The organism is Paenibacillus sp. AK121 (genome assembly GCF_019042715.1).
GTDB lineage: Bacteria > Bacillota > Bacilli > Paenibacillales > Paenibacillaceae > Paenibacillus > Paenibacillus polymyxa_C.
The window spans coordinates 39,445-61,944 of record NZ_JAHPJM010000020.1 but is presented as its reverse complement, the minus strand read 5'-3'; the positions used below and the strand labels follow the sequence as shown (position 1 = coordinate 61,944).

General features: G+C 46.8%; 20 protein-coding genes and 1 other RNA gene. 3 read left to right on the top strand and 18 right to left on the bottom strand.

Annotated features, from left to right (window positions below; all coding sequences use genetic code 11):
* Window positions 1-462 precede the first annotated feature (462 nt).
* The 14 genes from KSP24_RS23860 to rpoE all read right to left on the bottom strand — a co-directional run bounded on the left by KSP24_RS23860 (window position 463) and on the right by rpoE (window position 13,560).
* Window positions 463-738 (bottom strand): pro-sigmaK processing inhibitor BofA family protein, encoded by a 276-nt coding sequence (locus KSP24_RS23860; RefSeq protein WP_013368787.1) that lies wholly within the window; start codon window positions 736-738, stop codon window positions 463-465.
* Window positions 735-1,046: a DUF2508 family protein gene (locus KSP24_RS23855; protein WP_025676300.1), complete on the bottom strand. Its 312-nt coding sequence runs from the start codon at window positions 1,044-1,046 to the stop codon at window positions 735-737. Before KSP24_RS23855 ends, KSP24_RS23860 begins: the two co-directional genes overlap by 4 nt.
* Window positions 1,047-1,258: 212 nt before the next feature.
* Complete coding sequence (recR, locus tag KSP24_RS23850) at window positions 1,259-1,858, bottom strand: recombination mediator RecR (protein ID WP_013368785.1); 600 nt, start codon at window positions 1,856-1,858, stop codon at window positions 1,259-1,261.
* A 26-nt stretch (window positions 1,859-1,884) separates the two neighbouring features.
* Window positions 1,885-2,196 carry a YbaB/EbfC family nucleoid-associated protein gene (locus KSP24_RS23845; RefSeq protein WP_013368784.1) on the bottom strand — a complete coding sequence of 104 codons (312 nt, stop codon included), beginning with the start codon at window positions 2,194-2,196 and terminating at the stop codon, window positions 1,885-1,887.
* 40 nt (window positions 2,197-2,236) lie between these two features.
* Complete coding sequence (gene dnaX / locus KSP24_RS23840) at window positions 2,237-3,988, bottom strand: DNA polymerase III subunit gamma/tau (RefSeq protein ID WP_090737432.1); 1,752 nt, start codon at window positions 3,986-3,988, stop codon at window positions 2,237-2,239.
* A gap of 156 nt (window positions 3,989-4,144) precedes the next feature.
* An RNA gene (gene ffs / locus KSP24_RS23835) (signal recognition particle sRNA large type) lies at window positions 4,145-4,411 on the bottom strand.
* 111 nt (window positions 4,412-4,522) lie between these two features.
* Window positions 4,523-4,720, bottom strand: coding sequence for a 50S ribosomal protein L31 (gene rpmE / locus KSP24_RS23830; RefSeq protein ID WP_013368781.1), 198 nt, complete (start codon window positions 4,718-4,720; stop codon window positions 4,523-4,525).
* Window positions 4,721-4,872: 152 nt separating this feature from the next.
* A complete protein-coding gene (locus tag KSP24_RS23825; RefSeq protein WP_064961912.1) occupies window positions 4,873-6,144 on the bottom strand; it encodes a radical SAM family protein in 1,272 nt (423 codons plus the stop codon).
* 94 nt (window positions 6,145-6,238) lie between these two features.
* Window positions 6,239-7,576 carry a transcription termination factor Rho gene (gene rho / locus KSP24_RS23820; protein ID WP_216976961.1) on the bottom strand — a complete coding sequence of 446 codons (1,338 nt, stop codon included), beginning with the start codon at window positions 7,574-7,576 and terminating at the stop codon, window positions 6,239-6,241.
* A gap of 263 nt (window positions 7,577-7,839) precedes the next feature.
* Window positions 7,840-9,093: a UDP-N-acetylglucosamine 1-carboxyvinyltransferase gene (locus KSP24_RS23815; RefSeq protein ID WP_216976959.1), complete on the bottom strand. Its 1,254-nt coding sequence runs from the start codon at window positions 9,091-9,093 to the stop codon at window positions 7,840-7,842.
* Between the two features lie 227 nt (window positions 9,094-9,320).
* Window positions 9,321-10,175 carry a class II fructose-1,6-bisphosphate aldolase gene (fba, locus tag KSP24_RS23810; RefSeq protein ID WP_013368776.1) on the bottom strand — a complete coding sequence of 285 codons (855 nt, stop codon included), beginning with the start codon at window positions 10,173-10,175 and terminating at the stop codon, window positions 9,321-9,323.
* Between the two features lie 248 nt (window positions 10,176-10,423).
* Window positions 10,424-10,792 (bottom strand): response regulator, encoded by a 369-nt coding sequence (locus tag KSP24_RS23805; RefSeq protein WP_014599366.1) that lies wholly within the window; start codon window positions 10,790-10,792, stop codon window positions 10,424-10,426.
* Window positions 10,793-11,005: 213 nt separating this feature from the next.
* A complete protein-coding gene (locus tag KSP24_RS23800) occupies window positions 11,006-12,607 on the bottom strand; it encodes a CTP synthase (protein WP_013368772.1) in 1,602 nt (533 codons plus the stop codon).
* A 401-nt stretch (window positions 12,608-13,008) separates the two neighbouring features.
* On the bottom strand, window positions 13,009-13,560 hold the full coding sequence (rpoE, locus tag KSP24_RS23795) for a DNA-directed RNA polymerase subunit delta (RefSeq protein WP_013368770.1): 552 nt from the start codon (window positions 13,558-13,560) through the stop codon (window positions 13,009-13,011).
* A 405-nt stretch (window positions 13,561-13,965) separates the two neighbouring features.
* On the opposite strand from rpoE, the gene KSP24_RS23790 reads away from it, so the two are divergent.
* Window positions 13,966-15,126: a S8 family peptidase gene (locus tag KSP24_RS23790; protein WP_013368769.1), complete on the top strand. Its 1,161-nt coding sequence runs from the start codon at window positions 13,966-13,968 to the stop codon at window positions 15,124-15,126.
* Window positions 15,127-15,143: 17 nt separating this feature from the next.
* On the opposite strand, the gene KSP24_RS23785 is transcribed toward KSP24_RS23790, so the two are convergent.
* The 4 genes from KSP24_RS23785 to KSP24_RS23770 are packed head-to-tail and all read right to left on the bottom strand — an operon-like array spanning window position 15,144 to window position 20,292.
* Window positions 15,144-16,529, bottom strand: coding sequence for an MBL fold metallo-hydrolase (locus KSP24_RS23785; RefSeq protein ID WP_216976957.1), 1,386 nt, complete (start codon window positions 16,527-16,529; stop codon window positions 15,144-15,146).
* On the bottom strand, window positions 16,526-18,196 hold the full coding sequence (locus KSP24_RS23780) for an ABC transporter permease (RefSeq protein WP_216976955.1): 1,671 nt from the start codon (window positions 18,194-18,196) through the stop codon (window positions 16,526-16,528). The genes KSP24_RS23785 and KSP24_RS23780 overlap by 4 nt, the downstream gene beginning before the upstream one ends.
* 4 nt (window positions 18,197-18,200) lie before the next feature.
* The gene (locus KSP24_RS23775; protein ID WP_064961918.1) at window positions 18,201-19,274 is read right to left on the bottom strand and encodes an ABC transporter substrate-binding protein; all 1,074 of its coding nucleotides are present in this window, start codon (window positions 19,272-19,274) and stop codon (window positions 18,201-18,203) included.
* A 19-nt stretch (window positions 19,275-19,293) separates the two neighbouring features.
* On the bottom strand, window positions 19,294-20,292 hold the full coding sequence (locus KSP24_RS23770) for an ABC transporter ATP-binding protein (protein ID WP_216976953.1): 999 nt from the start codon (window positions 20,290-20,292) through the stop codon (window positions 19,294-19,296).
* A 201-nt stretch (window positions 20,293-20,493) separates the two neighbouring features.
* Here KSP24_RS23770 and KSP24_RS23765 point away from each other — a divergent pair, with 201 nt between their 5' ends.
* Together KSP24_RS23765 and KSP24_RS23760 are read left to right on the top strand one after the other, a co-directional pair.
* Window positions 20,494-21,372, top strand: coding sequence for a LysR family transcriptional regulator (locus KSP24_RS23765; RefSeq protein WP_058711745.1), 879 nt, complete (start codon window positions 20,494-20,496; stop codon window positions 21,370-21,372).
* A 141-nt stretch (window positions 21,373-21,513) separates the two neighbouring features.
* Window positions 21,514-22,374 carry a hypothetical protein gene (locus KSP24_RS23760; RefSeq protein WP_025676291.1) on the top strand — a complete coding sequence of 287 codons (861 nt, stop codon included), beginning with the start codon at window positions 21,514-21,516 and terminating at the stop codon, window positions 22,372-22,374.
* Window positions 22,375-22,500 lie beyond the last annotated feature (126 nt).

The window sequence follows — 22,500 nt, the reverse complement described above, 5'->3', positions numbered from 1 at the left end:
TGTATTAGGCACGCCGCCAGCGTTCGTCCTGAGCCAGGATCAAACTCTCCATTAAAGACCAACCGAAGTTGGTTTATCGAAAGAGCGATTAGCTCATGTTGAAACTGACGAGATAAAATATCTCATTGTTGATTTTGCGAACAAAATCAATTTACTCACTCGTTGTTCAGTTTTCAAAGATCAAACCTTCATTATGTCTCACTTTGCTTCATCACCGCATCTCAGCGGCGACTTAATTAATATAACACACACTCGGGATTTAAGTCAACACTTTTTTAAATTATTTTTCAATTTCATTTAAGCATTGCTCACACAAAAAAATTCCCGGGCTTTAAAGGCCGAGAATTAATGTATCACATTTTTGAATTCGTCGTCAACTATAATTTAAAAATAAAACAATACCGCATTGGACTCACCAATACCCACTTTTTTTGCATACTCTCCCTTCCCTACAATAACGTTTCACACAGCCTGTCCGAACAATATTATTTTCAATCCCAGTAAAAGCGCAATGCCTGGCAAGCCTAATATCGTTACTGCCCCCATCGTCACTGGGTTAATCGGAATGTACACCTGTGTAATCCATCCTGAATAATTGATAACATACAGTGCAATAGCTGCCAGAGCCATATGCGCTCCGAATACTACAAACCAACCGATCCCCAGATGTTTTTTGAGGATTAGATACATCAGTATTCCGGCACAAGCAATCAAAACAAGCCAGACTACCCCTCTCATTCCGCTCTCCGTTTGTGAACCCGGTCAGTATCATTGGCATACCCCGGTTCATCTGCTGGCAGGTGAAAACGATGTAACCCTTGTTGCTTTGCGCTTTTTAAATGTATTTGATATTTACGCTCCGCAGCTTCCAGAACAAAAATGGCGTAGTCGATTTCATCCTTACCCGTAGCTTCATGAAATAAACGATGCGCTCTTAACCATTCCGCATGCGAAGCTCGAATCTGAGCAAACAATTCCTGGCGATACTCTGCTTCTGATTTTCCATTCTCCTGACGACGGAAATTTTGTTTCATCCGTTCCCACATTCATTCATCCTCCTCACAAGCTGAATTATGTGTACAGTCTGCAAGACCACCTTATTCATACTTATTGAATAGAGGACAAACTTAGAACTAGGAACGTCTATAGAGCCATCTATTACTGCAAATAAAAAAGGAGCCATAACGGCTCCCTAAGCGAGTCAAGGATGTCCCAAGGACATTTCAGACTCATAAATTATAACGTATAACTACACCTACTAATTAAGCTCTCTGCGGCCTTCTAGCGCTTTGGACAGGGTGACCTCGTCGGCATACTCCAAATCCCCGCCCACGGGCAAACCGTGAGCAATACGAGTAACCTTGATTTCAAAAGGACGCACTAGCCGCGAAATGTACATAGCCGTGGCCTCTCCCTCAATGTTCGGATTCGTAGCCAGGATCAACTCCTTGACACGTTCATCACTTAGCCTGGTCAGCAACTCCTTGAGTTTGATATCCTCAGGGCCAATTCCCTCCATCGGAGAGATTGCCCCGTGAAGTACATGGTACAAACCCTCAAACTCCTTGGTACGCTCCATAGCGACCAAATCCTTAGCATCCTGAACAACACAAATGACGGAAGCATCCCTCGTCTTATCCTGACAGATCCTACAAGGGTCCGTATCTGTAATGTTACCGCAGACTGAACAAAAGTGAAGATTGCGTTTTACATTGACCAGCGCTTTGGCAAAATCAATCACATCATCTTCCTTCATTTTCAGTACGTGAAAAGCCAACCGGGCAGCTGTTTTGGGGCCTACTCCCGGAAGGCGCGTAAAAGCATCAATCAGCTTTGCAATCGGCTCGGGATAATGCAATAGCGTGTTTCTCCTTTATGAGCAGACTAGAACAAGCCCGGAATTTTCATACCACCTGTAAATTTACCCATATCATCATTAGCCAGTTCATCCGCTTTGGACAAAGCATCATTGACTGCAGTGAGTACGAGATCTTGCAGCATTTCTACATCATCAGGATCTACAGCTTCCGGTTTGATTGTGATAGACAATACTTTTTTATGTCCACTTACCTCTACAGTTACCACACCGCCACCAGAAGAACCTTCGATTACTTTCCCACCAAGTTCCTCTTGGGCTTTCAGCATTTGTTCCTGCATTTTTTTCACTTGCTTCATCATTTGGTTCATATTGTTCATTTCAATCATCTCCTTTAATGAAGTATACATCTACATTTGATTATTCTTTAATGACTACCAGATCTTCCCCGAAAAGCTGAATCGCTTCATCAATCCAGGGCTCCTTGGACTTTCCCGGCGCATCATGCTCCGGCTCCAGTTGCAATTCTTCGGCAGGCTGGTCAGAAACTCCTTCAATCGCAGCATTCCAATCCTTTTGCATCATCGTTACCAAACGATAAGGATGCCCCAACTGCTCATGTAAAACCTTCTCGATGACCTGCTTATTGGCAGGTTTTTCGGTAGTTTCACGATGAATGTTGTTCTTAAACGCGACCAATACACTGTCCTCTAACACAGAAACCGGCTCACCATCCATAAACCAAGCATGAACCGTAACTTTCGCCTCTTTCACCCCTTGCAAAATCTGGCTCCACTTACGCCCCACCGCTGCGAATGCTTCGCTTGACTTCTCAGCAATATAGCGATCCAACTGAGACGGGAGTTTAGCCGGCGCTGAAAGACGTGGAGCAGGGGCACGACCAGCAGAAGCCTGACGACCGCCTGACGATGCCTCCTGACCCGCTCCAGCGCCCAAGCCACCTTGCATTGCACGTTCCAGCTTCTTTTCCAACTCAGCAAGCTGGCGCTTTAACATAGCCACTTCTTCCTGACCAGCAGCAGCACCAGAGCGCTGTACAGTCGGCTGAGCAGCAGTTCCCGCTTCCCCCGGAATGCTGCATAACTTCAATAGAGCTACCTCAAATAAAGTTTGGGGCTGAACCGCATATTTCATCTCGCCCTGATAACGATTAAGGGTGTCGATCATTGCAAAGAGCTGCTCCTTGGTAAAAGCATCTGCCACTTCCTTAAACTGCTCCGGATTCAGCACTCGCTCCGTCATTTTGGTCGCCTGCGGCACCATTTTGATCATTAGCAGATCTCGGAAATAGTACAGAAGATTCTCCATACACTTATCCGCACTTTTACCTTCCTGCATAAAGTTCTCGATCAATTGGAGCACTGTGCCCACATCTTCTTTCAGTAATGCCAAGGCCAATTTACCGAATTGCTCGGATGCGATCCCGCCCGTCATATCCAGCACCTGCTGATACGTAACCCGGCCATCAGTAAACGAGGATATCTGATCCAAAACACTAACCGCATCTCGCATCCCGCCATCTGAAAGACGTGCAATATATTGCAGTGCATCCAAATCAGCTTGGATGTTCTCCTGTTGGCATATCAGGTCAAGCCGCTCTGTCTGCTCCTCCAGCGATACTCGCCGGAAGTCAAAACGCTGGCAACGCGAAATAATTGTCGCGGGAATCCGATGCGGCTCTGTCGTAGCCAATATAAACATTACGTGTGGCGGCGGCTCTTCCAGCGTCTTGAGCAGCGCATTGAACGCTTCCGTCGTCAGCATGTGCACTTCATCAATGATATAAACCTTGTGCCGCACTTCTGTGGGCGCATATTTGACTTTATCGCGCAAATCACGAATCTCTTCAACGCCCCGGTTAGAGGCTGCGTCAATCTCCTGTACATCCATGACCGCTCCGGCCGTGATCCGTTTACAGGCTTCGCATTCGTTGCAAGGTTCCGGCGCAGGTCCATGCTCACAGTTGATTGCCTTGGCCAAAATTTTGGCCGCACTGGTCTTACCCGTTCCTCGCGGACCACTGAACAGGTAGGCATGGGACGTGCGATTTTCACGGATGGCATTCTGCAATGTCTGGATAATATGCTGTTGTCCTACCATGTCCTTGAAAGCCTGCGGCCGCCAAGCACGGTACAACGCTATATGTTCCAATGCGCGTTCCCTCTTTCCCATTCACTTTCATGACCATTTATGGTCACTTCATTATACTATACTCCCGTCCGAATCTAAACCAGACACATTTCAATTTATAAACACAAAAAAACATCTTCGCATAATTGCCAAGATGTTCTAATTCCCAAGTATATACCGTGCACCTGTTATTGATCGTTGTGATCCGAGCGGCAACCCTGAACAACAACTCGGGCTAGGCAACCCTCCGGCACAAGAGTGAGCTTGCTTATGGCTGCTTCCTTCCGGACCTGACCAGGTTCACAAGTACTCATTGCGGAGGACCCAACCGTCAACATTGTGCGCAGGGACCAGCCTCACATCAACAACACCTCTAACAGGAATTCAACCTCGCTATAGCGGATTGCGAGTTACAGGGCACCGCTACCTCCCCATCTAGCACGGTGAAAATAAGTATATCGCATGGTTGCACAAAATGCAAATAGCAAATAACGACAAAAAGAGCCTCCTGCAATTGCAGAAGGCTCTAATAACTTTATCTCTTGCGGCAACTTATTAAATACCGTATTTCTTCTTGAAACGATCCACACGTCCACCAGCATCAATAAACTTCTGCTTACCTGTGAAGAACGGATGGCAAGCGGAGCAAATCTCTACACGCAGAGATTCTTTTACAGAACCAGTTTCAAACGTATTCCCGCAAGCGCAAGTAACATTAGTTACGTTATACTTCGGTTGAATAGCCTGTTGCATTAACTTTCACCTCTTTCCGCCCTGAACGTCCTATCAGCCCAGAGTTGTATGAACACATGTTCAAATTATAGCACTTGAATATAAGTGTTTCAACATCTTTTTAGTACACAAAACAGTGTAACATCAGTGTGTTTTAAATATCTTCCGACCGTTTAGGTACTGGCAAATTTGGGACGTGCCAGCCCTTGCGGCGGCACATGAGTGTAAGAACCGATAACCACATCCGGCAGTTCCTCACGATAAATCTCAAGCATTTGCTTCATACCAAGTATCTCCCCTTGAGCCGGTGGAATCAATTCCAGATAGCTTTCAGGATCAATATTCAGATTACGCATTTGAATCAGCTTGAGCTTAGTGCGTTTGGCAAATTCAATCATTGCCTCAATTTCTTCCTCCCGGTCTGTTACACCCGGAAAAATCAAATAGTTGATGGACGTATACACTCCCTGCTCTGACGCATAACGGAGTGACTTTTCCACATTAGCAAGCGTGTATCCGCGCGGCTTGTAATACGCATTGTAATGGTCGTCCAATGCACTAATTGTACTTACTCGCATAAGATCAAGACCCGCATCCACAATTCCCCGGATATGATCGTTCAGTCCCGCATTCGTGTTGATATTAATATACCCCATATCTGTAACGGAACGCACTTCTTTGATCGCATCAATAATCAGTTTGGCTTGAGTGGAGGGCTCACCTTCACAACCTTGCCCAAAACTGATGATAGACTCAGGTGTCTTCAAATGTTCCAACATAACTTCTACAATCTCTTCCACACGGGGACGGAAGTTCATTCTTGTCTGCGGAGATACAAAACCACTGTCATCCGGCTGTTCAGATATACAGCCAAAGCAACCCGCATTACAAGAATAAGATACCGGAACTCCCCCTTCCCAGCGATTCAGGAACGTATTCGAAGAAGTAAGACATTCGTACCCCAGCGCACAGTTAGACAAATGCTGGTACAACCTATTTTCGGGATACTGTTCTGTCATTCGCTGAACTCCCAATTTAACTTGATTGCGGTCGCAGTTTTCGGGATTCCATTTGGAAGGACTGTCACTCTGCTCTGCTGTTACATAAAATGCCCCATCTTTCCAGACAACGGCCGAATAACCGAACAAGGGGAGTTTATACTCCTTATCTGTCTTCACATATCCCGGCAGACACAGGCGTGTAAAACCTTGCGGTAACAAAGCCCCTACTGCCTGCATATCTCCCGGAAGAGAGACCATTTCCCCTGTTTCAGGGTTCATACCGACCGGGCGGGTGCTGGGCAGGCTTACCAGTGTGGCTCCTTCCGGCAACGGAATAAGCTCATCCTCCATGATTTCAACAATCATGTCTGCACTACGGGCAAGCCCATACAAAGAAGCATGATCATATACATTGCCTTTTTCGTCGGCATACACCAAATACATTATGGAGCTCCTTTCGTTCCATTAAGCGCACCATTAACCAAAAGAATGGTAATGGCTGTCTACTTACAGAACAGATAAAATACATAAATTGGGTTTAATTGGTTGTAGCGGGAACCGACGCTGAGGTTGAACGCGTAGTTCTTCGTTGTTGACCACCAGAGCTACCTTGCGAACCGCTGGAAGAAGGTGCTGTCAAATCAAACGAAGCTAAAAACTCAGCGTTAGTTTTGCTGTTACGCAGCTTTTTGAGGAAGCCTTCCACAAAGTCATGGCTTTCCGTCATATTTTTACGAATAGCCCAGATCGTATCTAATTCTTCCTTTTTCAACAGTACTTCCTCACGACGTGTACCGGAACGACGAATATCAATCGCAGGAAAGATACGACGTTCTGCCAGTTTGCGGTCCAAATGCAGCTCCATGTTACCTGTGCCTTTGAACTCTTCATAAATGATATCGTCCATACGAGATCCTGTATCAATCAGGGCGGTAGCAAGAATCGTCAAACTACCACCTTCCTCCACATTTCGAGCCGCACCAAAAAAGCGTTTTGGACGGTGAAATGCTGCCGGATCAATACCCCCACTCAAAGTACGACCAGAAGGAGGGATAACGAGATTGTACGCACGAGCCAACCGTGTAATACTATCCAACAGGATGACAACATCCTTTTTATGTTCTACGAGACGCAGTGCACGCTCCAACACCAGTTCTGCCACTTTGATGTGATTTTCAGGAAGTTCATCAAATGTAGAGGCCACAACTTCACCTTTGACAGAACGCTGCATGTCCGTCACTTCTTCAGGGCGTTCATCAATCAACAAGACAAATAGCTCAATCTCGGGATTGTTGGTAGAAATGCTATTGGCAATTTCTTTGAGGAGAAGCGTCTTCCCAGCTTTGGGAGGTGCCACAATAAGTCCGCGCTGTCCAAGTCCGACAGGGGCCAGTACATCCATAATTCTCGTAGACAAATGGTTGGGGGAAGTTTCAAGGACTAATTTGGTTTGCGGATACAGTGGAGTCAGTGCAGGAAAATGTAGCCGCTCAGCAGCTTGCTCAGGACTTCTTCCATTGACGGCGTTAACTTGAAGCAATCCAAAATACCGTTCATTTTCTTTTGGCGTTCGGCACTTACCGGAAACAAGATCGCCTGTTCTCAAGTCAAACTTGCGGATTTGTGAAGCAGAGATGTAAATATCTTCGGTACTCGGGAGATAATTGATCGGCCTCAGAAAGCCGTAACCTTCAGGAAGTATTTCCAGAACACCCTGCATAAACATTAATCCACTCTTCTCAGCTTGTGCGCGCAGGATGGCGAAAATTAATTCTTTCTTCTTGAGCGTTCCGTAGTACGGGATCTGGTATTGCTTGGCCAGCTTGTACAGGTCGGTCAGCTTCATTTCTTCCAGATCGGAAATTTGCAGATCCATATAATAACCACCTATTCAATTATTAAGTCCATTCATACATTTAAATGATAGACAATGATATCATAAACACCATCAACATAATTTTAACCAAAACAAATAAAGTTATGCAGCCAACTGCCTGGATTATACCGAATTATTCCGGTTTTTTGATAAAAGATTGTTAGGTATGAACCAAATCTTATATCAAGCAGCGGCTGCATAGGTGTTACCCGTTTTATCGCTTTGGTTACGACGAGTTCATACAAAGGACAGACATGGTTTAATTACTCAGTCTGCCGCCACACATCTGCGCCCAGAAGGCGCAGGTTGGAAACGAGATGATCATAACCACGGTCAATATACTCGACACCTGCCACCTCGGTTACCCCTTGGCTTACTGTAAGTCCAGCAATGACAAGGGCCGCTCCAGCGCGCAGATCTGCAGCCTTCACTTTAGCCGCATTCAGTTGACCACCCTCAATAATGGCAGACCGACCCTCTACGCGAATTTTAGCCCCCATTCGCACCAGTTCAGGGACGTGCTTAAAACGATTGCTGTACACAAAATCGCTCAACACACTGACACCCTGAGCCTGGGTTAGCAAGCTGGTCATGGGAGATTGTAAATCCGTGGGGAAGCCGGGGTATACCAAGGCTTTAACGTCGACATGCCCATAGGAAGGTGCACCCAGTACGCGAATACTTTCATCATATTCCTCGATGCCGATGCCCATTTCCTGCATTTTGGCAGTGAGAGCCTCCATATGTTTGGGGATTACATTGTCAATCAATACATTTCCACGGGTTGCCGCAGCAGCAATCATATATGTGCCTGCTTGTATACGGTCAGGTATGATGGAATGACGGCAGCCATGCAGCTCCGACACACCTTCAATACGAATCGTCTCCGTTCCAGCGCCTTTAATAATCGCCCCCATGGAGTTTAACAGAGTTGCTACATCTATAATCTCAGGCTCTTTAGCCGCATTTTCGATAGTTGTGGCGCCTTTGGCACGTGCGGCCGCCAGCATAATATTAATGGTTGCTCCTACACTGCTGACATCCAAATAAATCTTGGTGCCGCGCAGTTCTTTGGCGTGCAAATGAATAGCGCCGTGCTCGTTCGTAACCGTGGCACCCAGCGCCTCAAAACCTTTGATATGCTGATCAATGGGCCGGGGTTCAAAATTACATCCTCCTGGCAAACCGATGATCGCTTCCTTGAATCTGCCCAGCATGGCCCCCATCATATAATAAGAGGCTCGTAATTTCTTAACAGGTCCATTCGGCATAGGAATGGATTTAATGGAGGAAGGGTCTATCTTCATCTGGCTACCTTCCCAGGCAACCTTTGCGCCAAGCTCCTCCAATATCTCGGAATATACCGCCACATCACTGAGCAGCGGCAAATTATCCAAAATGACTTCCGACTCTGCCAGAATGGCTGCGGGAATCAAGGCGATGGCACTGTTTTTGGCACCGCTGATGGAAACTGTACCCTGAAGCGGCCGTCCACCGGTGATCATCAATTTTTCCATAAGCTTGAGGGTCCCCCTACGTGTTTTGCAGTCGGTCAAACAATGAACTGAAACCATAAACTTTCAACTTTTTAAGTGGTTAAAATGGAAAGACACCGGCTAAGCGGTGTGCTTTCCATACCAAACTATTCAACTGTACAGATTTAAATGTTTTGTGCAGCATAAATACAGCTACAATGAAAAAAATGCATTCAGTCTATGCAGTCGCATGACTAGTTGGAACATTATTACGCTTTGTTGTTGGAACCGAACTCACGGATTTTACCGATAACGGTTTGTTTGATCGCTTCACGACCTGGTTGGATGAATGTACGTGGATCGTAAGCATCTGGTTTTGCAGCAAGCACTTCACGAACCACTTTCGCAAATGCGATTTGGTTTTCAGTGTTTACGTTGATTTTGGAAGTACCCAGGGAAATGGATTTTTGGATGTCATGTGTAGGGATACCTGTTCCGCCATGAAGAACGAGTGGCAGTTTCACAGCATTGCGAATTTCTTCCATTTCTTTAAAGCCCAGGTTTGGCTCACCTTTGTATGGTCCATGAACAGAACCCAGTGCAGGAGCCAGTGTGTCGATGCCTGTTTCTTTAACGATACGTACACAATCGTCCAGCTTAGCGTACATTACGTCACCTACAACATCATCTTCTTGACCGCCAACCATTCCAACTTCAGCTTCAACGGAAACGCCTTTGGAATGTGCATATTCAACAACTTTCTTCGTTGTTTCAATATTTTTCTCGATTGGGCTGTGGGAATCGTCAATCATAACGGATGTGAAACCAGCGTCGATCGCTTCTTTACATTTGTCAAAGCTAGAACCGTGGTCCAAGTGAATTGCAACTGGAACCGTAATTTTCATGTCATGAATAAGACCTTCTACCATTTTAACAACAGTGTAGAATCCGCCCATGTGACGTGCTGCGCCTTCAGAAACACCCAAGATTACTGGGGATTTTTCTTCTTCAGCAGCGCCCAAGATAGCTTGAGTCCACTCTAGGTTATTAATATTGAATTGACCTACTGCATACTTTCCTTCGAGTGCTTTGTTCAACATGTCTTTCATAGATACCAATGGCATGGTTACAGTCCTCCTAAAGGTGTTTGGGTTTGTCTATATTTTTAGCCGACATCACATACGGGCTTATTATACCACAACCCATGTTAAATACTAAACAAGCTTTTGCATATCAACACATACAAAAATCACGCCCAGGACGCCGTTTTTCCATAGAATTGTATAAGGAGAGGATTTACTTTCAGTATTTCCCATAATCACAAACAAAAAACCCTGTTTTGTTAACAGAGTTCTCAACCAAAATGATTTACCTAGTCACCTCTGAGTTGTTTGTTCACGGCGATCCGCATTTCATCAATATCAAAGGGCTTGGTAAAATGCATAAGTGCACCTAGCTCCGTCGCCTCTTTAATCATGTCCAGTTCTCCATACGCTGTCATCATAATAACCTTGATATCGGGATTCATGCTTTTTAGGTGCTTCAGAATTTCGAGTCCGTCCATACCTGGAATTTTCATATCGAGCAGAACCAGATCAGGTGGTTCCTTCTCAACAATCTCAAGAGCAATTTTCCCGTTCGCTGCCTGAAAGGTCTCATAACCCTCACTTCCGAACACTTCCATCAGTAAAATCCGTATTCCATTCTGGTCATCGACGATTAATACTTTTTTCTTTTCCAATGTTTTAACCTCCTAAGATCTTAAAACGAGGATCATGCAGCTATTGCCATAACAGCGTCCGATGACGTACAATATCCGTCCCATACCTAAAACTATATTCGCTCCTGCAAAAAGAAAATCCTTCTCATATACATAATTGTGGAATATTCTTTCATAATCAGGAAGCATGGGATAAAAAAAGACCTCCCAAAGGAGGTCTTTCAAGCTGAAGCATTAACCTTGAAGCTGCAATGCCGCCTTTACAAATTCACGGAACAAAGGCTGTGGACGATTCGGACGGGAAGTAAATTCTGGATGGAATTGTACCGCCAGGAACCATGGATGCTCAGGAAGCTCCACAATTTCCACCAAACGTCCATCCGGTGAAGTACCAGAAATACGAAGGCCTGCTTTTTCAATAACTTCACGATATTCGTTATTGAATTCGTACCGATGACGATGTCTCTCGTATACCAGCTCGTCGTTGTAGCAAGCCGATGCTAGGGAACCTTCCACCAGTTTACATGGATACAAGCCAAGACGCATGGTACCGCCCAAATCTTCGATGTCTTTTTGGTCAGGAAGCAAGTCAATGACAGGATAATCGGTAGCCGGGTTAATTTCCGAGCTGTTGGCTCCTTCGAGACCGGCCAGGGAACGAGCAACCTCTATAACAGATACCTGCATACCCAGGCAAATACCGAAAAACGGAATTTTTTGCTCCCGTGCATAACGAATGGTGCTGATTTTACCTTCAATTCCGCGATCGCCGAAGCCACCCGGTACGAGAATACCGCCAATGCCGCCCAGCATGTCAGCTACGTTCTCGTCCGTTACTTCTTCAGCGTTCACCCAACGGATTTTCACGTCCGCATTTGCATCAAATCCAGCGTGGGAAAGTGACTCCACAACACTTAAGTACGCATCATGTAACGCAACATATTTACCAACAATAGCAATTTCAACCGTTTTGTCCAACTTGCTGATTCGATCAACTAACCCTTCCCATTCGGTCATATCTGGTGCAGGTGTTGTCAGCTTCAGGTGGTTAACTACGATTTCGTCCAAACCTTCTTCACGCAGGTTCAACGGAACCTCGTAGAGAGTCGAAGCATCGCGGCATTCTACCACTGCATTCGCATCAATATCGCAGAACAATGCAATTTTAGCCTTCATGTCGGAGGACAATTCATGCTCTGTACGGCAAACAATAACATTCGGTTGAATGCCGATACTGCGCAGTTCTTTTACACTGTGCTGAGTTGGTTTGGTTTTAACCTCACCAGCAGCTTTAATATAAGGAATGAGCGTTACGTGAATGTACATCACATTCTCGCGCCCAACTTCACTTTTGAGCTGACGAATGGCTTCCAAAAATGGCAAGCTTTCAATATCGCCTACAGTACCGCCGATTTCCGTAATAATGACATCCGAACCCGCTTCACGGCCTGCACGGTACACGCGCTCCTTGATTTCGTTCGTAATATGAGGGATAACCTGTACTGTACCGCCCAAATATTCTCCGCGACGCTCTTTGCTGATTACGCTGGAATATACCTTGCCTGTTGTGACATTGCTGTTCTTGGACAGATTAATATCAATAAAGCGCTCATAGTGTCCCAAGTCAAGATCCGTTTCCGCACCATCATCCGTTACAAACACTTCACCGTGCTGGTAAGGGCTCATAGTACCCGGATCGACATTCAGATAAGGATCAAATTTTTGAATCGTTACCTTCAGTCCCCTGTTCTTCAAAAGCCTCCCCAGTGAAGCTGCCGTAATCCCTTTGCCCAAGGAAGACACAACCCCGCCTGTCACAAAAATATACTTCGTCACTGTTCAAAACCCTCCTAGATAAGATGCAAAAATTCAGGCGACATTATGATGTTATCGTAACCCGTTTGCACGGATTATCATCCATGAAGAAGGCAGCGGTTATATTTTCCAATCCGCCGCCCTTAGCCCTCTTTCATGAGTGAAAACACCCCTATAAAAAACAAAAAAGCACTCCCGTAGTACGGGGCACTTTTATACAAAAAGCAAACATATAAGTGAATCAATCATAAGCCCAAGCAATAGTTTACCCCGTGTCCAATCCGCTGTCAAGGAAGTTATCTGTGTTAATTTGTCCATTGAACCAGATTGGAATAAATCTATCTGAAAGCTATAAATCAGCAGGGTTTTCAAGAAAACGGTCATGAAAAAGGGGAGAGCGTATCTCCCCTTTCAACCTGTTCCTAACGAAGTGAATCGTCGTCGTCTTCGATCGACTCATCATCATTTTCATCATCTGTATCTTCCTCATCACTGAGGTCTTCATCGTCAATAACTACGTCATCGTCACTATCATCGTCATCTTCTCCGTCGAACAGCTCGTCTTCGCCATCCTCGTCTTCGCTATCTGCATCGAAGTCGTCATCGGAGTTGTATGTTTCTTCTTCCTCATGATAGTCATCTTCATCGTCATCGTCTTCATCGTTAATAATACGAGGACGCTTGGCGCCTGTCAGGGCATCTTCGGATTTATCTACCGGATACCAACGTTTCAAGCCCCACAAATTCGTACCGACACAGGCAAAACGCCCGTCAATGTTGATTTCAGTATATAGCTGAGCAATAACGTCATTAATTTCTTCGTCGGACAAGCCGCGCAATTTGGCGACTTCATTCATCAGGTCACGGTAATAATATGGAGTATTGGCTGCTTTCAATACCATAAATGCCAAATCCACCATTGGAGTCTCGTGGACTTTCTCCGGGTCAATCTTCAAGTTGAGTGGTGTACTCACCTAGGGACACTTCCTCTCACACGTAATTCACAAGAACATGTTTCAGAGCATACACGATACATGCAATACTAACATATCCATTATCAAAACTAAGTAAAACCTATTTGGAAGCAAATTGCAAGTTAAACATGGGTATCGTCATAATTTCCAAGAATATCCCTCTGCACAAGACGGCACACGTAAAAAGACGGGGTTCCCCCCGCCTCCGACTGTACCCGCTCCGGGAGAGGCCTCCCAAAGTTGTTGCACAAGAGCTTATGCCCTCCATGTATCGTATGTGTCCACAGCTACTTTGACACGACAAGCAGGCCTATTTCCATAAAAAAGGGGCAAGTTTCCCATGCCGTAGCTGACGCTTGCTCATACAATACCTCAGCATGGCTCATCGGAGGGGGACCGTCTCAAATGGACTATCCGGATTTTTTGCAGCGTTTGCATGAGGGTATTTCGGAGCCGTCCGGCAGTGGACGGAACAAACAGATTATCACGTTCGATAAGCCTCACCAATACCGGGAATGTTTGTCCTATCTCAGGAAGCTGAAACCTGAGCTTGTGGGATTACGGCAAGTACAACCGGCTAGGCTAATCCGTGCTCTCATCGCTCCGCTTTCAGGGGGAGACAGGCTGGGCAAATATCACCACGGTGTTACCGTTGAAGAAGATACCCGCATAAAGGTTCACGCAGAAACGGCTTATATGCCGAAAGCAGAGAAAAACCTTTCCATGCCATGGGGAGTTAAACAGGTACGTGCATACAAGGCTTGGCCTTCCTCGACAGGGAATCGGGTCAGAATCGGTGTGATCGACACAGGAGCGGATTTTCATCATCCTGATCTTCGCCATTCCCTCGCCAGAGGTATCAATTTGTTGAACCGGACCATGCTACCCTATGACGACAATGGCCACGGTACTCATATTGCTGGAACCATCGCGGCATCTAATTATGATGAAGGTATGGTTGGCGTAGCACCACGGGCTTTAATTCATCCTGTAAAAGCATTTGATCATAATGGAGCCGCCTATGTCTCTGACATCATTCTCGGTATCGACTGGTGTGTATTAAATCGTGTCGATATTATTAATATGAGCTTTGGTATGAAGTCGCGTAGCAAGGCACTACTTGATATGGTGAATAAAGCATATCATAACGGCATTGTAATCGTAGCATCCTCGGGAAATGAGGGCAAGCGTCGAAGTATTGACTATCCAGCCCGCTATTCCCAGACGATTTCAGTCGGAGCTACCGACAAATACAGACGTATCGCTCCTTTCAGCAATCGGGGGCAATTCGTAGACGTGTATGCACCTGGTGAGAAGATCAGATCCTCCTGGATTCATGGAAAGCATCATGAAATGAGCGGCACCTCTATGGCTACTTCCCATGTGACCGGGAGCATCGCACTTCTCCTTTCACTGAAACCGGAGCTGGAGCCTGGAGAAATTAAAGCACTGCTTAAACGCACCGCCACACCGCTACGCCTTCGTAAAAGCGCCGGGCGCAGTTCCATCTCCACCAAGCTTGGAGAAGTGGATGCCTTCCGATTGATGCAGGAGGGCACAAAGTGAACCACGATCTGATGATACTAAACCTCTATCGTTGAACCTGGCTCCACAGAATGAACTTCTCTGGCAGGACCTCCATGTGCATTATTTTCTTCTCTTATCAACACATCTCGTACAAGGTCGGTCTGCGGTTTTGGTGCATGAACGAGTACAGCCTGTTTGCTAGGCAGATCCTTCAACATTTGCCTCACATCCGATAATCCCTGATGCACCTTGTAAGTCAAATGCCGAGCTATACAGATGTCATTGGAGTCCGCACGTTCCAACAGATGCTTTCCAAAAGAACCATTGGAAGCATGACCGGTTAATATCACACTGTTCCTAATCTTTTCTCCACTATCCATATCATTCAGCATATTGCGGTTATCCGACAGATATTGATAATACCAACGCGCCTGCGGGGAATCCATCATGCCGTCCCTTGTTACAATAATAGTGGCCGTGTTCTGTTCTAGCAGACTTATTCGTTCAGCAGCATCACGAGGCACGGACACCCTATCACTGTTTAACACATGTTTTATTCGCGTGGAAGCTCCCGGCCGTAGCCACTCTCTCCAGCGATTTAACTGTTTCAATCCGTGCCACAGGTCAGGCTCTACAATTATTACTCGTTCAGGGAATTGCTCACTGGCCCATACGATCAACTCCTGTCCTCTGCCAAAGGCAGGCACTGGCAACAACACATGACCGCCAGACCATAATATCTGCTCCATCTCGACCCTCAGCCGCTCCAGCTTAACAGGCTGCGGGTCTATATCCATGCCATAGGCATTGTCCATAATAGATATGTCCACTAGATAGGACTGTGGCTTGCATTCAGGAAGGTCATCTATCCCCTCCCCCATACACAAGTCCGGTGCATCGGCAGCAAGCAGCTCAGACTCACGGCTATAGTCTCCAGAAAAGAACAACCGCTTCCCTTCCATTTCTATGATATACCACACTGCACCAGCCAAATGTCCACTGCGTCCCCACATCATTCTCACACCCGGACAAGCTTCACACCACACTCCTGAAGGCGCTCCATCTTCTAGATAGCGATAGGTAATGGATTGGATATCCTGTTCACTGTAAGGCAATTCACCACCTCTCGATTCAACATAAGTCTGCCAGGAACGAAAATAGGAGCCCAGCTGCTCAGCGGTGGCCTTGGTCGTCCAAACCTCTCCCCGGTATCCATACTTGTACAGTAAGGGGAGCGCCATGGAATGATCCTCATGTGCATGAGACAGCAAAACAGTAGTTAGCTCCTTCACCTTCTGTGGCGGAAAAATCGGATATTGCCCGATTCCTTCCTTTTTTACGCCACAATCCAGCATGATACGATGCTGCTTTCCTTCAAAAACATAACAGGAGCGGCCATGTTCGCCCGCTCCGCCCCAAATCCTAAGCTTGGTCATCATCATTTCCACTTTCTTCGCGAGTTTAAGCTTTCCATTAAGATTAGTAGCAGTGTGGTCAATCCAACCGATATAACAGCCATCGCCATGCCAAGCGACACCTGTCCCTGCTCAAACTGGGCAAATATATAGGTTGCAGACGTCTGGACGGACGGCGGTAAAATCAGCAATGATCCTACCAGCTCCCGTGAAGCAATGGTAAAGGTCATCATCCAACCAGCGAGCATCCCCGGTACAATCAGCGGCAATACAATCCGGCGGAATATGTAAGACGGTCGCCCGCCAAATACTTGTCCCGCCTGAAAAAGAGTATGATCCACCTGTGTAAAAGCGCTTTTAACATACTGAACTGTATAAGGGACAAACAAAATTACATACGTCAGAATAACCATGCCGTATGTGTTATACAACGGAATCGGCATCCACGGCGAGTTCCACCACAAAATCATTCCCACCACCATAACAATTCCCGGCACTGTATTCGGAAGCAAGCTGAATGCATCAACTGTCCGTTGGATCTTCGTGCGTGATCCACCGATAACAAGCGCAAACCAGGTGCCCAGCACCACAGCAATCGTCGATGCACCCAAAGAGAGAAATACACTGTTCAGTAGCGCTTCCATGCTTTCTGAGCCCCACGACAGCAGTTCCTTGTAATAGTCGAGTGTAAGATTGTTCCATGCCAGTCCGATTCCCCGCAGCTTCATAGAGGAGGCCGCGATAATTGAAAAATAAGGGATACCAATAGCTGCGATGAGCAGCAATAGGATGAATGCGACACTCAGTGCTGTAGTCCAGCTGGATACACGAAGACGGGAAGGTCGCGAACCTTTACCCCCTACCAGCCTGTATGTGAACTTTCGATTGATCACCGATTGCACATACCACATAAGCAGGCAGGCCGTTAACAACACCGAAGCCATTGATGTTGCTTTGCCAAAATCAATGGGCCAGCTGGAAATATATTTGTGAATTTCAGAAGTCATGACCTCATACCCGATACGGCGCCCAAAGGTAGCGGGTGTGCCAAACTCAGCAATCGTTTTAACGAAAATGAGCAGTGCACCCATTCCGTATGCCGATAACAGCAAAGGTAAAATGATTCGACGGAACCTGTACAGAAATCCCCCGCCCATGACCGCACCTGCCTCTTCCAAGCTGCCGCCAATCCTTACCAGCGCCCCGCGCAGCAGCAGGTACAGGAATGGAAACAGATGCAGGCTCATGATCATCACCATGCCACCAAGGCTGAAGAAGGAAGCCGTTAAGAAATGCAGGTCCGGGAACAACTGTTCCAGATACCCGTTTTTTTGCATAAACAGAATCCATCCCATGGACCCGATATAGGGCGGAGTCATAAACGGAATCAGCAGCACGACATCCAACCAGCGCCAGTGTGCAAGTCGGGTGTTGGACATGATCCAGGCTAGCGGAAGTGCAAGGACGGTCGTTCCTGCAATTACGCAGATGCCTAGCCAAATTGAGCTGAATAGCACTCCTGCAAATTGAGAAGCAGCTAACGTTCGAAAAGGCGCTGCCCATTGAAATTTTCCTTCAACATACACACTTTGGATGAAGATTTGCAGCAATGGCAGCAAAATTAGGAAAAGAAGCGCGATCAGAGCAAGTGTCAGGGACCATCCCCTGATGTGTTTAACAGACAAACCTCCCATCGGCTTATTTGAACATTTGCGTGAACTTTTCCGTCACGTCTGATCCGTGCTCACCCATCCATTCCCAATTGGTTTTCAGCAACGGGATCTCTTCCAGGTTGGCACGCTTGTCAGCTTTGATATCCGTGCGTCCAGGGAGTAGGGAAGCATCTGCTACTAGTTTTTGTGCCTCGTCCGACAACAGATAGTCAATGAACGCTTTGGCATTTTGCTCATGCTGTGTGGACTTGAGGATTGCGGCAGGACGCGGACTAATAACCGTTCCCTCTGTCGGATAGACGATGTCAATCGGCTCGCCTTTGGCTTTAGCCTTGTAGGTCATGTAATCGACCGCAGCGACGACTACACCTTTAGCCCCCGTAATCACTGGATCTAGCGCTTCCTGATTGGCACCGGCCATGGCCACACCGTTTGCCTTGTACTGCTCAAACAACGTCCAGCCTCCATCGCCCTTGGCACTCAGATAGCCTGTCATAAAATCCAACGCTGAGCCGGACAGCGATGGGTCGGGGATGTTAACCTGATCCTTGTACTCAGGCTTCGCTAAATCGGCCCATGAAGTAGGTGGTGTCTTCACTAACTTTGTGTTATATGCAATACCTAGAGCAGAAGCACTGGTGCTAAAATAGTTGCCCTCCTTATCGGACCAGTCTGGGTTTAGCTTGTCCGCATTTTTGGCATCTGGATAGGGGAGCGTGAGTCCTTCCTTTTTCAAGCCTTGCACAGACGGAAGTGATGCTAGCACAACCACGTCCGCTACCGGATTCGTTTTCTCCGCTTCCATGCGGGCTAAAATCTTACCTGTCGTTCCCTGGAATAACTCTACCTTAACTCCACTCTGCGCCTCATACCCCGCTACCAGCTTTTTCGCCAGTCCATCCGGGCCTGCGCTGTAAACAACCAGCTTCTGATCGGTGGACGCCGCTGCTCCCGCTGGTTTTGCTGTTCCATCTGCTTGTGCCCCATCCTTGGATGTCGTAGCCGTTCCGCAGCCTGCCACAGCCAGTCCAAAAGTCAATGTTAAAGCAAGCATAGCCCCTTTTTTCCATCCTGTACGAAAAACACGCCTATTCATCATCTTATATAACCCCTTTTCCCTATGTTTCAAGTTGGTGGATGTATTGCGGTGATACCCAAATATGCATTTGTTCGCCTATGGGCAAGCGGGTGGAGTGATACGCAGTCCATTGCTTACCGTTTTCGGCTAATAGACGGATTTCATAGCGATCGCCAACATAGCTGACATGCAGGATCTCTACTGTAAAAGTGTGCTGATCCGCTTGCTCCTGTTCCCATCGGACATGTTCAGGTCGGAATAGTGTCCGTTCCAACTCGATCCAGTTGGATTTACCGATAAACCTTGCCACCTCTGGATGAGCTGGGCGACTATAGATCACCTCTGGTGTTCCGGTCTGCAAAATATGTCCACTTTTCATAACCACCACTTCATCAGACATGGACATGGCCTCGATCTGATCATGGGTGACGTATAGGGCGGTTAGCCCCAAATCGCGCACAAGCGATATCATCTCAATGCGCATCTCCTCCCGTAGTACGGCATCCAGCGCACTAAGCGGCTCGTCGAACAAAACCAGTCGAGGCCGGATAGCAACTGCTCTTGCAAAAGCAACCCGCTGCTGCTGACCACCGGATAGTTGATGAGGGTAACGATCCTCCAGCCCTGACAACCTCACCTTATCGAGCGCTTCCAGCACCACTGCCCGCAGTTCCTTGCCTTGAGCGTTAACAGCCCTTTTCCCCCGTTTGCTCGCTCGCAAGCCGAAGGCCACATTTTCAAACACCGTCATATGCGGCCACAGCGCGAAATCTTGAAAGACCATACCAAAGTGGCGGAGATGTGTGGGAACATCCTTTTTGCGTTCAGCTGAAAAGAGAATTTCCTCTCCCATCGTGATTGTGCCGATATCCGGTGTCTCCAGACCAGCAATCAAGCGCAAGAGCGTCGTCTTCCCACAGCCGGACGGTCCGAGCAATGTGGTGAATTTGCCCTGTCGTACGATCAGATTCGTCTCATGCAACGCGGTGGTTTGGCTGAAGGTTTTACTTACTCCGCGAATATATAGATCCTGATTCATCGTATTACCTGCCTGTTCTTATGACTGACCCCAGTGTAAAACTTGAATTCGCAACCTGTGTTATTGGAAAGTTAAAACAAAATTAATTATTTCAATGAATTGTGTTAACACTCATAGATTTAATCTATATAGAGGCGATTGATGCTGCTGCCCAAAGAATAAGCACGATTGTTTGACCAATCTGAAAGCGAGGCATTCTAAGTGAACTTAAGTCTTCTAAAGTTACATATTGTAGAGCTGCTGAACAAGCACCATAAAATTACCACCGTAGCCGAGCTTCTCGGCCTAAAGCAACCTACTGTTACTTTTCATATGAAAAATCTGGAGCGTGAATTCGGAGTAAAGCTGTTTGACACACGTATGGGCAAAATCATCCTGACGGATGCCGGAAATGCCCTACTGCACTATGCCACCAAGATTAATGCACTTGCGGCTGAGGCCGAGCGGGTTGTCCGTGAGTTCGATACACTCCAACGAGGCAGCATACGTATTGGCGCAAGCTATGTACCTGCTACCTATCTGCTTCCTGCCGTGCTGCATCGGTTTGCCCGCGAGCATCCGGGCATTCACATCGCCTTATCCGTGAAAACAGCGCCCGTGATCAAGGACATGCTTGCTCGCCACGAAATTGACCTTGGCATTATTTCGGCAGAGCCGTTTCAATCCCCCACGCTGCTCTCAGAATCCTTGGGGGAAGATGAACTGGTGCTCATCTGCTCACCCACTCATCCGCTCGCTAGCGAAACCGATTTGACATCCGAGCGTATCGCTTCTTCCTCTTTTGTATTGCATGGAAAGGATTCCAGCACACGCCACGCGACTGACAAATGGCTAGAGCGCGGGAGGCGCCGGCTTCCATCCTATCTGGAATTGGATTCACTGGAGGCCATCAAGCAGGCGGTTATGCTGGGAGAACACATCTCCTTTGTCTCTCGTATTGCTGTTCAATCAGAGGTTGAACGGGGTTTACTGGTTGTAAGGCCTATTCCGGGACAGCCTGTTGAAAGGCACATTTATATGGTCAGCAACAGAGATCGTCATCGCTCTGCGCTGATCCACAGATTCACTGAATATTTATGATGGAACTAAGATTAAATCTTAGCTGTCATATAAAAATTATGGCATTTTTTAACCAGAGTACCCTCTTGCCTTGACATACGACTGACAAAATACCCGTAAAGTGAAGCGTGTAACCTATTCGGACGAACAGGAGAGGATGAAATGAAAACAAGTCTGCGTATCACTAAATTCATGTCAGTAGTAACTCTGAGTGCAGTACTGCTCGCAACAGGATGGAAAGGTGCAGAGCCCGTACAAGCCGCTGCCAATGCCACGCCAAGCTATGAGGTTAAGCTGCTGCTGGATACAGCTCAAGTCCTCAATGCGGATGGCTCTTTAAAAAGCGGCATCGTAAATGAGTTCGGAATTAGCGAAGATGCGCAACGATTAAGCGTCGAGTTTTTTGATACAGACTCCTTGCAATTGAATGACGAGGGCTGGAACGTTAGATTTCGCAAAAAAGAGGATAAAAAAAACTATGAGTTAACCTACAAAAAGCGCTATGCGATCACAAACGGGAATATTGATGCAGCACTCACTCAAGCGAATAAAGAAGGTTTCAGTGCCTCTGATGATAATTATGAGGCTGAGGTGGATTGGGGATACAGCAAGCAGACATTAAGCTTTTCCAATGACAAGAAAACAAACGCCTCCAAAGGATTAGCTCTGCCTTCCCCGAATCAGGCGTTAAAACAATTGCAGGACAATCTTCCGGGCAAGCTGCAAAACTGGAAAAGCAGTAACTGGGGCAAACATACCTTGGCAAACTCCAGAGTACGCGGTCCTGTACAGGTCAGCAAATATGAGGGCAGCTTTCAGGGCTTGGATACTGACGTTGAAGTATGGCCTATTCGTAGCGCAAACGGATCGGGTACCGACAATATCATCGAAATCTCCTTCAAAACTTCGGATTACAATACTGCCGCAAGCAACCGCGCCAAGCTGATTAACCTGCTACAATCCAAAGGATGGCTGATTCCTGCCGATTCTCTGAAAACGAATCTGGTACTGGAACGCTATTAAGCCACTCGAACCTAAAAAGTACTCAAACCTAAAAAAGGAACCGAACGGGCCTCCCTGTAGAGGGCAGCACGAACGGTTCCTTTTTACTATTATACATATGACTACAGGGTCATTATGTTGTAGTTT

Excerpts from the sequence above, each read along its gene's own strand:
- KSP24_RS23815 (WP_216976959.1), bottom strand. The coding sequence starts at position 9,093 with ATGGAAAAATTGATGATCACCGGTGGACGGCCGCTTCAGGGTACAGTT.
- KSP24_RS23855 (WP_025676300.1), bottom strand. The coding sequence starts at position 1,046 with ATGTGGGAACGGATGAAACAAAATTTCCGTCGTCAGGAGAATGGAAAA.
- rho (WP_216976961.1), bottom strand. The coding sequence starts at position 7,576 with ATGGATCTGCAAATTTCCGATCTGGAAGAAATGAAGCTGACCGACCTG.
- KSP24_RS23780 (WP_216976955.1), bottom strand. The coding sequence starts at position 18,196 with ATGGGAGGTTTGTCTGTTAAACACATCAGGGGATGGTCCCTGACACTT.
- KSP24_RS23860 (WP_013368787.1), bottom strand. The coding sequence starts at position 738 with ATGAGAGGGGTAGTCTGGCTTGTTTTGATTGCTTGTGCCGGAATACTG.
- fba (WP_013368776.1), bottom strand. The coding sequence starts at position 10,175 with ATGCCATTGGTATCTATGAAAGACATGTTGAACAAAGCACTCGAAGGA.
- KSP24_RS23770 (WP_216976953.1), bottom strand. The coding sequence starts at position 20,292 with ATGAATCAGGATCTATATATTCGCGGAGTAAGTAAAACCTTCAGCCAA.
- KSP24_RS23790 (WP_013368769.1), top strand. The coding sequence starts at position 13,966 with ATGGACTATCCGGATTTTTTGCAGCGTTTGCATGAGGGTATTTCGGAG.
- KSP24_RS23760 (WP_025676291.1), top strand. The coding sequence starts at position 21,514 with ATGAAAACAAGTCTGCGTATCACTAAATTCATGTCAGTAGTAACTCTG.
- rpmE (WP_013368781.1), bottom strand. The coding sequence starts at position 4,720 with ATGCAACAGGCTATTCAACCGAAGTATAACGTAACTAATGTTACTTGC.
- KSP24_RS23845 (WP_013368784.1), bottom strand. The coding sequence starts at position 2,196 with ATGAACAATATGAACCAAATGATGAAGCAAGTGAAAAAAATGCAGGAA.
- KSP24_RS23785 (WP_216976957.1), bottom strand. The coding sequence starts at position 16,529 with ATGATGATGACCAAGCTTAGGATTTGGGGCGGAGCGGGCGAACATGGC.
- KSP24_RS23825 (WP_064961912.1), bottom strand. The coding sequence starts at position 6,144 with ATGTATTTGGTGTATGCCGACGAAAAAGGCAATGTATATGATCATGCT.
- KSP24_RS23775 (WP_064961918.1), bottom strand. The coding sequence starts at position 19,274 with ATGATGAATAGGCGTGTTTTTCGTACAGGATGGAAAAAAGGGGCTATG.